Raw genomic sequence first — 16,181 nt, forward strand, 5'->3', positions numbered from 1 at the left:
AACGAAAGGAGACGGAATGCACCACGCCACACCGCTTATCACCACCATTGTTGGTGGACTTGTGCTCGCTTTTATCCTCGGCATGATTGCCAATAAACTGCGTATTTCTCCTCTTGTCGGCTATCTGTTAGCGGGTGTACTGGCGGGACCGTTTACGCCAGGCTTCGTGGCGGATACCAAACTGGCCCCTGAGCTGGCGGAATTGGGCGTGATTCTGCTGATGTTCGGCGTCGGCCTGCACTTCTCCCTGAAGGATTTGATGGCGGTAAAGTCGATTGCCATACCGGGAGCGATCGCCCAGATAGGGGTGGCGACGCTGCTGGGGATGGCGCTTTCGGCGGTGCTGGGCTGGTCGTTAATGACCGGTATCGTTTTTGGGCTGTGTCTCTCAACCGCCAGTACCGTGGTGCTGCTGCGCGCGCTTGAAGAGAGACAGCTAATAGACAGCCAGCGCGGGCAAATCGCGATAGGCTGGCTGATTGTTGAAGACCTGGTCATGGTGTTGACGCTGGTGCTGCTGCCTGCCGTCGCCGGGATGATGGAAAAAGACAACGTCGGCTTTGCCTCGCTGGCGCTGGATATGAGTATCACCATCGGTAAGGTGGTGGCGTTTATCGCCATCATGATGCTGGTGGGCCGCCGTCTGGTGCCGTGGATCATGTCCCGCAGCGCGGCAACCGGCTCGCGCGAGCTGTTTACCCTCTCCGTGCTGGCGCTGGCGCTGGGAATCGCGTTTGGTGCCGTTGAGCTGTTTGATGTCTCCTTTGCCCTGGGCGCGTTCTTCGCCGGGATGGTGCTGAACGAGTCCGAGCTGAGCCACCGCGCGGCGCACGATACTCTGCCGCTGCGCGACGCCTTCGCCGTGCTGTTCTTCGTCTCCGTCGGGATGCTGTTTGATCCGATGGTTCTGATTCACCAACCGCTGGCCGTGCTGGGCACGCTGGCGATCATCATCTTTGGCAAGTCGCTTGCCGCCTTCTTCCTGGTGCGGATGTTTGGCCACTCGCCGCGGACGGCGCTGACCATCGCCGCCAGCCTGGCGCAGATCGGTGAGTTCGCCTTTATTCTGGCCGGTCTGGGCATGGCCCTCAACCTGCTGCCGCAGGCGGGGCAGAACCTGGTGCTGGCGGGGGCGATTCTGTCGATTATGCTCAACCCGGTGCTGTTTGCCCTGCTGGAAAAATACCTCGATAAAACCGAAACGCTGGAAGAACAGACGCTCGAAGAGGCCATCGAAGAAGAGAAGCAGATCCCGGTGGATATTTGCAATCACGCCCTGCTGGTCGGCTTTGGCCGCGTGGGCAGCCTGCTCGGTGAGAAGCTGATGGCGCAGGGCATTCCGCTGGTGGTGATTGAGACCTCACGCACCCGCGTCGACGAGCTGCGCGAGCGCGGTATTCGTGCGGTGCTGGGCAATGCGGCAAACGAAGAGATCATGAATCTGGCGCATCTGGACTGCGCGCGCTGGCTGCTGCTGACCATACCTAACGGCTATGAAGCGGGTGAGATTGTGGCTTCCGCGCGGGAGAAGTGCCCAACGATTGAGATTATCGCCCGGGCGCACTATGACGACGAGGTGGAGTACATTACCGAGCGCGGTGCAAATAAGGTGGTGATGGGCGAGCGCGAGATTGCGAATACGATGCTGACGCTGCTGGAGAAACCGCCGGTTGAAGAGGCTGTGACGGGGTAAGTTTGGTGCGGCCTGATGCCCTCACCCTGACCCTCTCCCACAGGGAGAGGGAACGAACACTAAAAACGGCAACCATAGGATGCCGTTTTGCTTTTACCTTGTGCGGCCTGATGCCCTGACCCTTTCCCACAGGGAGAGGGAACAAACACTAAAAACGGCAACCAGGGTTGCCGTTTTGCTTTTACCTGTCCCAGTAAGCCTCTTCGAGGCTGTCTTCACGTTCCGGCAGCCCACGCGTTAAGCGCGGGGAGTGCTGGTTCAGCACCTGATAGCTCACGCGGTTGGCATATTTACACACCTGCGCCAGCGAGGAATAGGTCAGCCAGCTGAACTTGTGCTTGCTGGAGTTCGGCACGTTGGTTTTATGGTAGGCGTTAGCGGTGATGTCGTGCAGCAGTGCGGCCAGCGCGCCGTCGCCCGCACCGTTGGTGTTCATGATCTTCTCCGGCCCGCCCATATACGGCGCGATATGAGAGTAGATTCGCAGCGGATTCACGCAATCTTTGTAGCGCATGCCGCGGCTGAACTCGTACTGGTTGAACTCGGCAATCGCACCGGGCAGCAGCGGGTGCTGGGTTTTGCGCTTGCTCTCTTCTTCCGTGAAGCCCGCCATGTACAGCCCAACCGGGCCGGCGGTGCAGAGCACCAGATCTACCCAGTCCAGCGCTTTGTCAGACGCCAGCAGCGGATCGCTTTCGCCGGTCAGCGCTTCGGCCTCTTCTTCGTTCATTGCCAGAATCGAGACGTGCTCTTTCAGGAAGGCCTGCCACCACTCCGGGTTATCGGCGATAACGAATTTTGTTCCCAGCGTCAGAACGACCGGCACGTTGTATTTCTTCGCGTACTCGATCGCTTTCATGGTCGCTTCCGGCATCGGCTCGCCCGGCTTACAGCGCACCAGATAGGAAGTCAGCACCAGCGCCGAGGCGCCCGCGATCACCTCTTCCGGAATACTCTCGGCGCGCAGCTTGTTCATATGACCCGGGCTGATGGCAAAAGTACGCTCGCCGGAATCGCTAATTAGCGTAAAGCAGCGGCCAATAGGCCCGTCGACGCCCTGAAGGTAGTTCAGATCGGTACGGCTGGAGGTGTTGCAGAGATAGCGGTAGGCATAGCCACCGATTTCGATATTGCTGCACATCACGCCGAGCAGCACCGAGCGGTCGTCGGCCAGCACGGAGTAGTTATGCATGGTATTGCCGATGGTGCCACCGGCGAACTGATGGGTAATCAGGTTTTCGCGCACCAGCTCCTGGTACAGCGCTTCGGCAACGTCGTCCTCAATCACCAGCGAGTGACCGGCGCTCAGACCGTAACGGGCAACAAACGCATCATCCACTTTCGCTTCAATGTCCACCAGCGTCTGATCGATACCGACGACCCATGCCGCGCTGGTTTCGTTTTCTGGCTGGATTTGCTGCAGGAGCGGATCGCGGGCATCGACGGGGAAGTAGTGTTTGGATTTGCGTTTACCGGGAAATTTCATGGTCTGAACTGTACGAAGAATATGGGCCGGGAATGGTAGCACAAACCCGGCCCGGAGTGCGATCAGCGGCTGTTCGTTACCAGCGAGACCATCATGTCGATATGCTCAGGCGAGTCGTTAAGCGCCGGAATGTACTCGTACTTTTCGCCGCCAGCCTCAAGGAAAAATTCCCGGTTTTGCACCGCGATCTCCTCCAGCGTTTCCAGACAGTCGGCCGAGAAGCCCGGCGACATCACCTGAATATGCTTCACGCCCTTCTCACCCAGCATTTTGAGGGTTTCATCGGTATACGGCGTCAGCCACGGCTCGCGGCCGAAGCGCGACTGGAAGGTCATCATCACCTTCTCCGGCGGCAGGCCAAGGGCGGAGACCAGCTCGCGCGTGGTATCGCGGCAGCGCTGCGGATAATCATCCCCTTCGTTGGCGAAACGCTGTGGGATCCCGTGATAGGAGAGCAGCAGCAGATCCGGCTCGCCGTGCTTTTCAAACGACGCGCGCGCGCTGTTGGCAAGCGCCTGGATGTAGAGATCGTTATCCGCATAGTCGCGAATAAAGGTCACGCCAGGAATGCGGCGGCGGGTCGCCAGAATGCGGGCCAGCTCGTCCCAGACGGCGGCCACGGTCGAGCAGGAGTACTGCGGGTAGAGCGCCAGCACGACGATATGATCCACGCCCTGCGCCAGCAGAGATTCCACCGCGCTTTCGAGGGACGGTTTTCCGTAGCTCATGCCGAGCGCGACGGGCATATCCGGCAGGCGGGCGGCCAGCGCTTTTTCCTGACGACGGCTGTAAACCATCAGCGGCGAGCCCTCTTCCATCCAGACGGACTGATAGAGTTTGGCGACGCGCGGAGAACGAATCGGCAGAATGACGCCACGCAGCAGCGGCCACCACAGCAGTCTCGGGAAATCCACGACGCGCGTGTCGCTTAAAAATTGTCGCAGGTAGCGTTTTACCGCGTCTGATGTAGGTGCTTCTGGAGTGCCCAGATTGGCAAGCAGGATGCCGGTTTTCGCCTGACTCATTCACGCCTCTTAACCATTTGATAGGTTGTCAATTGTAGCGGAAATGCGTTTAAACGAAACCCATTGCTGTAATAGGTAAGATGAGAATATTTCTCACCCGGGAGCCCGGGTGAGAGGCGCGCGATTAGCCGAGGATTTTTTCCAGCTCTGCACGTACGTCAGCCACGGCTTTGGTGCCGTCAACTTTGGCGTATTTGGTGTTACCCGCCTGCGCTTCTTTGGTGTAGTAGCCGATCAGCGGCGCGGTCATCTGATGGTATTCCACCAGGCGTTTACGCACGGTCTCTTCCTGATCGTCTTTACGGGTGGTCAGCTCTTCGCCGGTCACGTCGTCTTTACCTTCAACCTTAGGTGGGTTGAATTTGATGTGGTAAACGCGGCCAGAAGCAGCGTGTACGCGACGGCCAACGATACGGTCAACGATCAGCTCGTCCGGCACGTCGAACTCCAGAACGTAGTCCACGTTGATGCCCGCTTCTTTCATGGCGTCAGCCTGAGGAATGGTGCGTGGGAAGCCGTCCAGCAGGAAACCATTACGGCAGTCTTCCTGAGCAATGCGCTCTTTGACCAGAGCAATAACCAGCTCGTCGGTCACCAGCTTGCCCGCGTCCATGATGTCTTTCGCTTGTTTACCCAGCTCGGAGCCAGATTTTACAGCGGCGCGCAGCATGTCACCGGTGGAGATTTGCGGAATACCGTATTTCTCCATGATGAACTGAGCCTGAGTTCCTTTACCCGCGCCCGGAGCGCCAAGCAGAATAATACGCATTGCGAAAATCCCCTCAAAAGTCGTTTCAATTTTTCAAAAGCGCTAAACAATACCACCAGAACGGGCATCGCTCAAGGAAGGCGGGAAGGCTGAAACGGTTAACGGGGGGAGATTATTTTGGAGGGTGCGGTCTGGTGCCCTCACCCCGGCCCTCTCCCACGGGAGAGGGAGAAGACCAGGGGAGGCGTGGTCAATTACGCCAGCAGCAGCGCATTCACACGTTTAATGAACAGGTTAGGATCTTCCAGCGTGCCGCGCTCGGCCAGCAGGGACTGATCCAGCAGCAGTTCAACCCACTCGGCAAAGCGGGCGTCGTCCTGGGTATCCGCCGCGCGTTTCACCAGCGGATGATCCGGATTAAGCTCAAAGATATATTTCACTTCCGGCATCGCCTGGCCCGCCGCAGCGAACAGTTTCGCCATCTGGGTGCTCATTTCGTCCGCATCGGTGGTGACAATCGCCGGGGTGTCGGTCAGACGGTGCGTGAAGCGCACCTCTTTCACGCGCTCGCCCAGCAGGGTTTTCACGCGCTCAACGAACGGCTCCAGCGCCTTCTCGGCTTCTTTCGCGCTTTCGTCCACTTCATCCGCCAGCTTGTCGATGGACTCGTCCGCTTTGGCGACAGACTGGAAGGATTTACCGTCGAACTCGGTCAGGTAGTTCATCATCCACTCGTCGATGCGGTCAGAAAGCAGCAGCACCTCGATGCCTTTCTTACGCAGCAGCTCCAGGTGCGGGCTGCTCTTCGCCGCCGCGTAGCTGTCGGCAGTGATGTAGTAGATCTTCTCCTGCCCTTCTTTCATGCGGGAGACGTACTCTTCCAGCGACACGGTCTGCGCGGAGGAGTCGGTATGCGTAGAGGCGAAGCGCAGCAGTTTGGCGATCGTTTCAACGTTCGCAGTGTCTTCTGCCGGGCCTTCTTTCAGCACCAGGCCGAACTGTTTCCAGAAGGTCTGATATTTTTCCGCATCGTCTTTCGCCAGTTTTTCCAGCATCTGCAGCGCACGTTTGGTCAGGGCGTTGCGCAGGTTACGGGTGACGGTACTGTCCTGAAGGATCTCACGGGAGACGTTCAGCGGCAGATCGTTGGAATCTATCAGACCGCGCACAAAGCGCAGGTAGTTCGGCATGAACTGCTCGGCGTCGTCCATGATGAACACGCGCTGCACGTACAGCTTCAGGCCGTGCTTGTGATCGCGGTTCCACATGTCCCACGGCGCCTGTGCCGGGATGTACAGCAGGCTGGTGTACTCCTGCTTACCTTCCACGCGATTGTGGCTCCAGGTCAGCGGGTCGGTAAAGTCGTGGGCGATGTGCTTGTAGAACTCGTTGTATTCGTCGTCTTTAATTTCAGACTTGTTGCGCGTCCACAGCGCCTGCGCCTTGTTGATCTTCTCCCAGGAAACCACGGTTTCGCCGTCTTTCTCTTCCTGTTTTTCAATCTCTACCGGCAGGGCGATGTGATCGGAATATTTGCTGATGATGGAGCGCACGCGCCAGTCGTTCAGGAAATCGTCTTCCCCTTCGCGCAGGTGCAGGGTGATTTCGGTACCGCGATCCGTTTTGGTGATGTCATCAACGGTGTATTCGCCTTCCCCTTTGGATTCCCACAGGACGCCGTTCTCGGCGCTGTCGCCTGCCGCACGGGTACGCACGGTGACTTTGTCGGCCACGATAAACGCCGAGTAGAAGCCCACGCCGAACTGGCCGATGAGCTGGCTGTCTTTCGCCTGGTCAGAGCCCATGGACTCGAGGAACGCTTTGGTGCCGGATTTGGCGATGGTGCCGAGGTGGTCGATCACCTCGTCGCGGTTCATCCCGATGCCGTTATCGGCGATGGTCAGGGTGCGGTTCTCTTTGTTGAACGAGACGCGCACGCGCAGCTCGCCGTCGCCTTCGTACAGGTCCGGGTTGGACAGCGCGCGGAAGCGCAGCTTGTCCGCCGCGTCCGAGGCGTTGGAAATCAGCTCACGCAGGAAAATTTCTTTGTTGGAATACAGGGAATGGATCATCAGGTGCAGAAGCTGTTTTACTTCTGACTGGAAACCACGGGTTTCTTGTCCTTTCATCTATGTCGACCTCAACAATGCCATTTAATGGGGTTTTAAAACGTTGAGTGAGAGATGGGGATAAGGGGGGAAATTTTCAAGCGGAGGCCGTGCGCGCAGCCTCCGTTTGGTCAGAAAATAATCTTGTGACGCCCGGCCAGAGAGTGCGACAGCGTGGTGCCGTCCACCATTTCCAGCTCGCCGCCCACCGGCACGCCGTGGGCGATGCGGCTGGCGTCAACGCCGTACTGCGAGCACAGTTCGGCGATGTAGTTGGCGGTTGCCTCCCCTTCCACCGTCGGGTTGGTGGCGAGGATCACCTCTTTGATGGTTTCGGACTCAAGACGCTGTTCAAGGCGGTCAAGACCGATATCATCCGGGCCAATGCCGTCCAGCGGGGAGAGATGCCCCATCAGCACGAAGTAGCGGCCGGAAAACTGCCCGGTTTGTTCGATGGCGTAGATGTCCGCCGGACTCTCCACCACGCAAATCTGACCGTTTTCCTGACGACGCGGGTTCGTACAGATGTTACACACGTCCTGCTCGGTAAAGGTGCGGCAATCCGCACAGTGACCAATTTCTGACATGGCGCGGGTTAAAGCCTGCGCCAGGCGCATCCCGCCGCTGCGGTCGCGCTGCAATAGCGTAAACGCCATGCGCTGCGCCGACTTCGGGCCAACGCCCGGCAGGCAGCGCAGTGCTTCCATTAACTGCGTGAGCAGCGGACTGGTTTGCATCAGAATGGCATCTTGAAGCCAGGCGGCAGCTGCATACCGCTGGAAACAGAGGCCATTTTCTCTTTCTGAGTTTCGTCGATACGGCGAGCGGCATCGTTAAACGCCGCTGCAACCAGATCTTCCAGCATTTCTTTGTCGTCTTCGAGCAGGCTCGGGTCGATTTCCACGCGACGGCAGTTGTGCGCACCGTTGATGGTCACTTTGACCAGACCGGCACCGGACTCACCCGTGACTTCCAGCTGAGCGATCTCTTCCTGCATCTTCTGCATTTTTTCCTGCATCTGCTGAGCCTGCTTCATCAGGCCACCCAGACCGCCTTTTCCACCAAACATAGGCTTCTCTCTTCTTTCACGTTTAAGGATTACAACCGTAAGTCAGACTCACGATCAAATGGGGCGAATACTCTCTTCATCCAGATCGGCGTCGAAGAACCGGCGCAGGGTCTGAATGTTGTTATCCGCAATAATCGCCTCGCGCGCCTGCGCGAGCTTTTCTTCATAAATGGCCTGGCGCCACTCGAGCGGCGTTTTCACTGCCGGATTATCATCTTCAATGATAGTCAATTCAACCGGCGCACCCTGTAATGCAGTGAGCGCCTCGGCCAGCGCCTTTTGCGCGCCAGGGGAATTGAGGTGCCGCTGACCCGGACGCAGGTGTAAACGCACCTGATTGCCGTCCTGCTCTTTCCAGGCATTCAGCGCGACCTGCTCCACCAGCTTCGGCAGCTGAAGTTTGCTGACCTCGGCGGCCCAGGCGTCGCGCGCAATGGACTCTTCGGCAAGCTTCGCGGAAAGCTCCGGCGTTTTCTCATGCTCCAGCGCCTTTTTCAGCGCTTTCGGCGTGGCGACCTCTTCCTTCACCTCTTCGGTGATGGTGGTTGCCTTCCAGCGGTAAGCCTCTTCTTTCACCGGGGCTTTCTGCTCGAGCGCGGACGGTGCCGGACGCGACTGTACGCGCTCCGTTACCGAGGCCAGTCGTTCAAGCGCGGCGTTGTTCACCGGCCGCGCTCTTCCTGGCGCTGCCGGTTCACTCTTTTTTGGTTTGGTTACTCCCTGCGCACGCTGCAGCTGGCTGCGTGCGGCAAGCACCGAACTGGTGGCATCCGACAGCGGCACGTTTTGCTGCGGCGGCGGTGTCGGCTGCGGTGGCACCTGCTGCGGCGACATCACCGCCGTAGGGGCGACAGGCGCGAAAGACTGCCGCGGCACTTCCGGCTCCGGCAATGGCATGCGCGGGTGGAACGCCAGCGCGCGCAGCAGCGTCATTTCAACGCCCATCCGCGGATCCGGCGCGAACGGTAGCTCTTTGCGGCCAATCAGCAGCGTCTGGTAATACAGCTGCACGTCGGCAGGCGGCACGGTGCGGGCAAGTTCACGCATCCGCTGTTCAATGGCGGCCATATCCGCACCGATGGCGGACGGAGAAAGCTGCAGCATCGCCACGCGGTGCAGCAGGCTGAGCATCTCAACCAGCAGCCCTTCCCATTCGATACCCCGGGCAGCGGCGGCATTCACCTGCGACATCACGCGTTCGCCGTTGGCGGCAATCATCGCTTCGATAAGCGACAGCGCCTGATCGTCATCCAGCGTGCCGAGCATGGTGCTGACCGCATCGGTGGAGAGCTTGCCGTCGCCGCTGGCAATCGCCTGGTCGGTCAGGCTGAGCGCATCACGCAGGCTGCCGTCCGCCGCGCGGGCCAGCAGCTGCAGGGCGCGCGGCTCGTGAACGATCTTCTCTTCATCAAGAATGTGCTCAAGCTGCGCGCGGATCTGTTCAACGTCCAGCGCCTTCAGATGGAACTGCAGGCAGCGCGACAGGATCGTGACCGGCAGCTTTTGCGGATCGGTGGTCGCCAGCAGGAACTTCACGTGCGCGGGCGGCTCTTCCAGCGTTTTCAGCAGGGCGTTAAAGCTGTGGCGCGACAGCATGTGCACTTCATCGATCAGGTAGACCTTGAAGCGGCCGCGCGCCGGGGCGTACTGCACGTTATCGAGCAGATCGCGGGTATCTTCCACTTTGGTGCGCGAGGCGGCGTCGATCTCGATCAGATCGACAAAACGCCCCTGCTCGATCTCGCGGCAGTTATCACACACGCCGCACGGCGTGGCGGTGATCCCGGTTTCGCAGTTGAGACCTTTTGCCAGCAAACGGGCAATAGAGGTCTTACCGACGCCGCGGGTGCCGGAGAAAAGATAGGCGTGATGGATGCGACCTAGCGACAAGCCGTTCGCCAGGGCCGTCAGCACATGTTCCTGACCGACAACGTCAGCAAAGGTTTGTGGTCGCCATTTACGGGCTAACACCTGATAACTCATGGGCAGGCTCTGCAACGCTGGAAGGTGAATTTATGGAGGGGAATGCTATCACAACCTCACCCATTGAGCGAGGTTGTGAAAACCGGGATTAATGACCCGGGAAAGGCACCAGGCTGTAGCTGGTAATGCCCTGTTTTTCCAGGCGCTGTTCACCGCCGAGATCGAACAGGTTGATGATGAATGCCGCGTCGGTCACTTCACCACCCAGACGACGGATCAGCTTCACGGTCGCTTCAATGGTACCGCCGGTTGCCAGCAGATCGTCCACCACCAGCACCTTGTCGCCAGGCTTGATCGCATCAACGTGGATCTCCAGCTGATCGGTGCCGTACTCCAGCTCATAGCTCTCAGCAATGGTTTCACGCGGCAGTTTGCGCGGCTTACGCACCGGCACAAAACCCACGCCCATTGCCAGCGCAACCGGTGCGCCAAACAGGAAGCCACGGGCTTCGGTACCTACTACTTTGGTGATCCCGGCGTTTTTATAACGCTCTACCAGCAGTTCAATGCTGAGCGCGTACGCTTTCGGGTCTTCCAGCAAGCTGGTGACATCACGGAAAAGAATGCCAGGCTTTGGATAGTCCTGGATGCTTTTGATGCTGTTTTTCAGATATTCAAGCTGCTGTGCAGTTGCGGTCATCGGTTTTGCCTAAATGAAACAGTGTTACTCACAGCGCGCAACGAGTCGGCCAAGGCAACAATTGTTTAACCTTTGACCAGGCGCACCTGTGCTCGAAAACGGTCGAATTTACTGGCTGTGCGCAATAATTGCAACAGTCATGATAAGGCTTCAGTGCTTTTGTTGCTTTTCATCAACCACGGGGATCCGCCACATGAAGATAAGCAGGCAGGAGAGGATCGCCAGCAGCAGAATGCGTACCCACATCATTTTCACCAGCCATAATGAAATAGCAAAGGTGATGAGGATCACCACGATCGCGCGCGGCTTCGCGCCGGGCGGCATGGCCCGGTGTTTTTGCCAGTGCCGCAGATAGCCGCCAAACCACGAGCGATAGAGCAGCCAGTGGTGAAAACGCGGCGACGAGCGGGCGAAGCACCAGGCCGCCAACAGGATAAACGGGGTGGTCGGCAGCAAGGGTAAAAACACGCCCAGCGTGCCGAGCACTACCGCGAGCCAGCCAATGATGATTAAAATAGTACGCTTCATAATGCGAATCGTTATCAAACTGAACGGCTACTTTACCACTGGAGAGCGCCTTGAAAACAGCACTGCTTCTTGAGAGGCTGCAAAATCAGCTGATTGCTCTGAAGGAGCAAGCTACACCGCTAATGGGGCACGCCACGCTGAAGCCGCGCTTTGACCGGCAGCTTTTTCGTACCCGCAGCACCGTCATTCAGGATTATCTGGCGGAAGCGCAGACGAACCTCGACGAGCTTCGCCATGCGGTTGAGAGTGAACAGCAGGAACAGTTGGCGTGGCTTGCGGAGCATCTCACTGAACAGATCACCGCTCTGCATCGCGAAATCGCCGCCTGGCCGCTGCGCGCCTGGGACAGCGCCTCGCCGGGCCTCGGTAAATGGCAGCGCAAGCGGCTGGAGAACCAGGAGTTTGAGCGCCGGCTGTTTGAGATGAAGCGCGAACGCGAAGTGCGGCTGAACAACAGCGAAACGCTGGAGGAACAGCAGCTATTGATGCGCGAGATTAGCGCGCTGGAAGGACGCATCGTCCGCTGCCGTCAGGCGCGGGATGAGATTGAGCGCGTCATTGAACGTTTGACCCGTTAACAGGAGCCACACCATGTCACTGGAAAATGCACCCGATGAGGTCAAGCTGGCCGTCGATTTGATTATGCTGCTGGAGAATCATGAGATCCCCGCCGAAACGGTGCTTAAGGCACTGGAGATTGTGCGGCGGGATTTTGAAGGTAAATTACCCTCACCCCGGCCCTCTCCCTGAGGGAGAGGGGGAAAAATTGTTCCCTCGCCCCTGAGGGCAGAGGGAAAATAATAGATTACGCCGGAGTCGGATCGTCACCCTTAATCTCGCGCTTCACTTCCGTATGCTCATCACCCTTCTCGTTGCGCAGGTGAACCTCAAGCTGGTTGAAGGCGATATTAATATCGTTTTCACGGCACAGACGATCGATAGAGCGGTTAAGTTCATCCACCGTGTAGCTGCGGTCGCGCAGCTCGCGCACGTATAAACGCAGCTCGTGATCCAGCGTGCTCGGCCCAAAGGTGGTGAAGAAGACCGCCGGAGCCGGATCGTGCATCACTTTCGGATGTTCTGACGCCGCCTTGAGCAGCACCTCTTTCACCTTCTCCAGATCCGATCCATAGGCTACGCCCAGGCGGATCACCACGCGCGTCACCGTATCGGAAAGCGACCAGTTGATCAGACGCTCGGTCACGAACGCTTTGTTCGGGATGATCACCTCTTTGCGATCGAAGTCGGTGATGGTGGTGGCACGAATGCGGATCTTGCTGACCGTACCGGAGAAGGTGCCGATGGTGACGGTATCGCCGATTCGTACCGGGCGTTCGAACAGGATGATCAGGCCGGACACAAAGTTACCGAAGATCTCCTGCAGGCCAAAACCAAGACCGACCGAGAGGGCGGCCGCCAGCCACTGCAGTTTATCCCACGAAACGCCAAGCGAGCCAAAGACCGTCATCGCCCCAACAATAATGATCACGTAGTTGAGGATCGTAGTAATGGCGTAGGACGCCCCCTGGCGAAGATTCAGACGTGACAGGAGCAGCACTTCGAGCAGGCCAGGCAGGTTGCGAATCAGCGCCCAGGCCACCACCGACGACACCAGCGCAAACAGCAGGCTGCCCATGGTCACGCTTTTCATGACCGCCGCGCCCGCTTCGGTACCGTTGTATTGCCAGAGGGTAATACTGTCGAGATAGGCGAAAACGGTAATAAGATCGGACCAGATAGCCCAGAACATCACCGCAAACAGGGCGATCATCACCAGCATGGTAATACGCAGCGTCTGCTGGTTAACCTGCTCCAGGGCGATGGTCGGCTCTTCCTGCGGCTCCGCGCCCTCGGCCCCCTCTTTCACCTGATGCTGACGACGCGCGATAGCACGACGATAGGCGATGCGGCGGGCCGCCACGCTCAGGCCACGCAGCACGGTCTGATAGAGCAGGTTCCAGACGATCACCAGATAGACCGTTTCAATCCAGCGCCCGGACAGGCGCAGCGTGGTGTAGAAGTAGCCCGTTGCCGTCAGCACCATCAGCGCCAGCGGAATGATCGCCAGCACCGTCACGGTGGCCAGGCGAATATTGTGGGACTCTTTATCACGCCAGCTGTCGCGGCACATCGGCCACATCAGGATCGCAATCAGCAGCAGGTTCAGCAGGATAACCAGCTGGCCCAGCACGTCATCCATCAGGTGCAGCGGAGAAAGCTCAGAGACAACCGACCAGAAGTGCAGCGGCAGGAGCGCCAGGCTGATGCGCACAATCTGACGACGCCAGTGGCTGGTCAGCTGCGCAGGCATGTTGAAATGACGCACCGCCACGCCGTCTTTTTCCAGCACCTTCCAGCACACGCCAAAGACCAGCCAGAACAGCGCCAGTTTTTTACTGAACGCCCACAGCAGATCGCTGACGTTGAGCTGCATGGTAAGCAGAATCAGGCCCACGGCCAGGATTATCAGGCACACCGGCAGGGCGCGGATGAGATCGAGCAGAATCGCTTTTGGCGTATGGAGCTGGCTATCGTTGCGCAGCTGCCCCACTTCGGAGGCCAGCTTCGCCTGATATTTTTTCAGCCAGCCCAGACGCCAGCGGATCAGGCCGGCAATCAGCAGCAGCGGTAATCCCGCCAGCAAGGCAATCGTCACCGCAGGCCAGGCTTTCTCCCAGTTTACGGTGATCTTCATGCTCTTGATCTGCGTTTTCAGCGTCTCCGGGAAGGATTTGACCCAGTCCCAGTCCATCGGCTTGTTGCTGTTCACCCAGAAAATCTGCTGGGTCAGGATCTCCTGCAGGCTTTTCGAGACACTCACCAGCTGCTGCTGGTTGATTTGCAGGTTAATGGCCATCATCAGCTGGTTGCCCAGCTGTTTGTTGAGCTGGTCCAGCAGCTCGCGACGCATATCGACGACCTGGAGCAGCGCGTCGTGCACTTCCGGGTTCACGTCGCTGGAATGCCCCTCTTCAATTTTGGCGACAAAGGTATCGCTCTGGAAAAGGGCATCGCGCTGCTGGTTGACGTCAAACTGTTCCAGACGTAAATCCGCAATGCGGTTGGTCATGTCCTCCAGCTCATCGGCGGACGGGAGCGTCTGCTGCTGCTGGTAGAGAATACGCGACAGCAGGAGGCTGCCCTTCAGAACCGCAATCTGCTCTTTGATGTTGCGTTCAGCCTGCAGCGCGCGATCCAGCCAGTTCTTCACTTTAATATTTTGCTGAACCAGCGAGTTACCGTTTTCCGTCGCCAGTATCAGGCGCTGGCTAAGCTGGTGGTTGGCCTCGAGCTCCTGTTTCACCAGCGGATTCGCCTGAATACGGGCGGTTTCGTCAGGCGATACGGCCTCCTGGGCGGTTTTTTCCGTCAGGGTCAGGCGTTTGCTGTTTACCGCCTCCTGCAACAGCTGAAGCTGGTGTTCCAGGCGATTAATGTTCGCGGTGACGTAATCACGCTGTTTCTGAAGCGTGTCCTGCAGCACCGTATTCCCTTCCAGGCTTTTACGCTGCTGTTCGATTTGCGCATTGAGCAAGGTCTGCTGAACCAGCAGCAGGGTTTGCTGCGTCGGGCGCAGCGTGCCTTCGCCTACCGTCGTGCCGTTCAGACGGTTACGAATTTGCTGCAGCTGCTGAGACGCGGCGTACATCGCGTTTTGCACGCGCTCGGGCTGGGTCTGCAGCGAGACAAGCTGGCTGTTATAGGTTGCGAGATCTGACTGCGCGGTTTGCAGGTCGTCGAGCAGCTGCGCGACGCGAGACTCAAGCTGGCGTAAGGAGAGCGTTGAGAGCGTCTTGCGCGTTTCGGTATCGTTATCGACGTCGCTCAGGGCGTTCAGCGATTCCGTCGCTTTGCGCATATTTTCAGGCGCCTGCGCCACCTTCTGTCGAAGCTGGGCAGTTTCTGCTTTGACGCGTTCAATTTTATCCAGCGTTTCCAGCGTTTCCGTCAGATCCTGCTGGATGAGCTTATCCTGAGGAGAGAGATCTTTTTGTTTGTTCAGCGTGTCGAGCTGCGACTGAACATCGCCGCGCGAGGGAATATCGTTGCTGTTATCGGCGCGGGCCCAGGTCAGCGGCGCCGTGGCGAAGAAAAACAGCATCGCAAAGAGCAATGCAAAAACAGGATGTTGCGAGCGATTGATGGGCAGCATAGTTATGAATGATGTCAGAAGATGACCGAAAATAGTCCGGCGTGAAGAATATCACGCTCGCCGAAAGCAGAATAGCGCGAACGTTATCCTCTGAGATAAATCCTGGAAAGGGATCAGGCCGTTAGCGAAGGCGCGTCGCTGCGCAGCGTGGGGCAGAGCTGTAGCATTTCCAGTAAAATCGCCACGTAGCTGCGGGCTTCCTCTTTGAGGTCAAAGGATTGCGGCGCGAAAAGCCAGTTTTCCATCAGACCTGAAATGTAGCTGCGCATCAGGATTGCCGCCCGTCGGGTCAAGAGATTGGCCGGTAATAGTTTTGCCTGCATACACAGGTTCAGGTTCTGTTCAATACGATCATAGCTCTCCAGGCTAAGGCTGCGTTGCGCCTGCTGCACCACCGCCATCTCGCCCACGAACTCGCATTTATGAAAAATAATCTCCATCATTAATCTGCGACGTTCTTCAACTACCGTTGCTTCAAGGATATATACTAATATTTCTCTCAATACTGAGAGTGGATCGTCAGGGAATTTTGCCCGATACTCACTCTCTAGATCGCTAATGCTGGACTCTGAAAGCTCCCAGATTTCACTGAACAGATCTGACTTATCTTTAAAATGCCAGTAAATCGCTCCTCGCGTCACACCGGCAGCCTGAGCAATCTGCGCCAGCGAGGTGGATGAAACACCCTGCTGCGAGAACAAACGTATTGCCACATCCAGAATGTGTTGTCGGGTTTCCAGCGCTTGTTGTTTAGTTTTTCGTGCCATAGGTGGGTGAATTTACAGGA

General features: G+C 57.9%; 13 protein-coding genes, 1 pseudogene and 1 other annotated feature. Of the genes and pseudogenes, 3 read left to right on the top strand and 11 right to left on the bottom strand.

Translation table 11 applies throughout. The features are described 5' to 3' along the window. The first annotated feature begins 16 nt into the window (after positions 1-16). Complete coding sequence (ybaL, locus tag P346_RS05760) at positions 17-1,693, top strand: YbaL family putative K(+) efflux transporter (protein WP_032661465.1); 1,677 nt, start codon at positions 17-19, stop codon at positions 1,691-1,693. A 181-nt stretch (positions 1,694-1,874) separates the two neighbouring features. Here ybaL and P346_RS05755 read toward each other — a convergent pair whose 3' ends face one another. The 9 genes from P346_RS05755 to P346_RS05715 all read right to left on the bottom strand — a co-directional run bounded on the left by P346_RS05755 (position 1,875) and on the right by P346_RS05715 (position 11,241). Beyond that, positions 1,875-3,179 (bottom strand): inosine/guanosine kinase, encoded by a 1,305-nt coding sequence (locus tag P346_RS05755; RefSeq protein ID WP_029741032.1) that lies wholly within the window; start codon positions 3,177-3,179, stop codon positions 1,875-1,877. A gap of 62 nt (positions 3,180-3,241) precedes the next feature. Further along, positions 3,242-4,204, bottom strand: coding sequence for a ferrochelatase (hemH, locus tag P346_RS05750; protein ID WP_032661468.1), 963 nt, complete (start codon positions 4,202-4,204; stop codon positions 3,242-3,244). Between the two features lie 124 nt (positions 4,205-4,328). Further along, entirely contained in the window at positions 4,329-4,973 is a 645-nt protein-coding gene (gene adk, locus P346_RS05745) for an adenylate kinase (RefSeq protein WP_006809841.1), read from the bottom strand. A gap of 194 nt (positions 4,974-5,167) precedes the next feature. Continuing rightward, complete coding sequence (gene htpG / locus P346_RS05740; RefSeq protein WP_032661471.1) at positions 5,168-7,042, bottom strand: molecular chaperone HtpG; 1,875 nt, start codon at positions 7,040-7,042, stop codon at positions 5,168-5,170. 110 nt (positions 7,043-7,152) lie between these two features. Then, positions 7,153-7,758: a recombination mediator RecR gene (gene recR / locus P346_RS05735; RefSeq protein WP_008499298.1), complete on the bottom strand. Its 606-nt coding sequence runs from the start codon at positions 7,756-7,758 to the stop codon at positions 7,153-7,155. Beyond that, complete coding sequence (locus tag P346_RS05730) at positions 7,758-8,090, bottom strand: YbaB/EbfC family nucleoid-associated protein (protein ID WP_003858972.1); 333 nt, start codon at positions 8,088-8,090, stop codon at positions 7,758-7,760. Before P346_RS05730 ends, recR begins: the two co-directional genes overlap by 1 nt. A 54-nt stretch (positions 8,091-8,144) precedes the next feature. Then, a complete protein-coding gene (gene dnaX, locus P346_RS05725) occupies positions 8,145-10,073 on the bottom strand; it encodes a DNA polymerase III subunit gamma/tau (protein WP_032661473.1) in 1,929 nt (642 codons plus the stop codon). After that, positions 8,751-8,815: a sequence feature (DnaX frameshifting element), on the bottom strand. Its footprint overlaps the gene before it by 65 nt. Positions 10,074-10,161: 88 nt before the next feature. After that, complete coding sequence (gene apt / locus P346_RS05720; protein ID WP_000127359.1) at positions 10,162-10,713, bottom strand: adenine phosphoribosyltransferase; 552 nt, start codon at positions 10,711-10,713, stop codon at positions 10,162-10,164. A gap of 150 nt (positions 10,714-10,863) precedes the next feature. Beyond that, positions 10,864-11,241 (bottom strand): DUF454 family protein, encoded by a 378-nt coding sequence (locus P346_RS05715; protein ID WP_032661476.1) that lies wholly within the window; start codon positions 11,239-11,241, stop codon positions 10,864-10,866. A gap of 50 nt (positions 11,242-11,291) precedes the next feature. On the opposite strand from P346_RS05715, the gene priC reads away from it, so the two are divergent. Together priC and rsmS are read left to right on the top strand one after the other, a co-directional pair. Further along, complete coding sequence (gene priC / locus P346_RS05710) at positions 11,292-11,819, top strand: primosomal replication protein N'' (protein ID WP_032661478.1); 528 nt, start codon at positions 11,292-11,294, stop codon at positions 11,817-11,819. Positions 11,820-11,832: 13 nt separating this feature from the next. Next, positions 11,833-12,025, top strand: a pseudogene (rsmS, locus tag P346_RS05705) (pleiotropic regulatory protein RsmS). Between the two features lie 21 nt (positions 12,026-12,046). Here the strand turns inward: rsmS and mscK are convergent. Both mscK and acrR read right to left on the bottom strand, forming a co-directional pair. Beyond that, entirely contained in the window at positions 12,047-15,394 is a 3,348-nt protein-coding gene (mscK, locus tag P346_RS05700; protein ID WP_032661481.1) for a mechanosensitive channel MscK, read from the bottom strand. Between the two features lie 113 nt (positions 15,395-15,507). Then, entirely contained in the window at positions 15,508-16,161 is a 654-nt protein-coding gene (acrR, locus tag P346_RS05695; RefSeq protein WP_023310602.1) for a multidrug efflux transporter transcriptional repressor AcrR, read from the bottom strand. Between the last annotated feature and the right edge of the window lie 20 nt (positions 16,162-16,181).

The organism is Enterobacter sp. DC1, from assembly GCF_000568075.1.
Taxonomy (GTDB): Bacteria; Pseudomonadota; Gammaproteobacteria; order Enterobacterales; family Enterobacteriaceae; genus Enterobacter; species Enterobacter asburiae.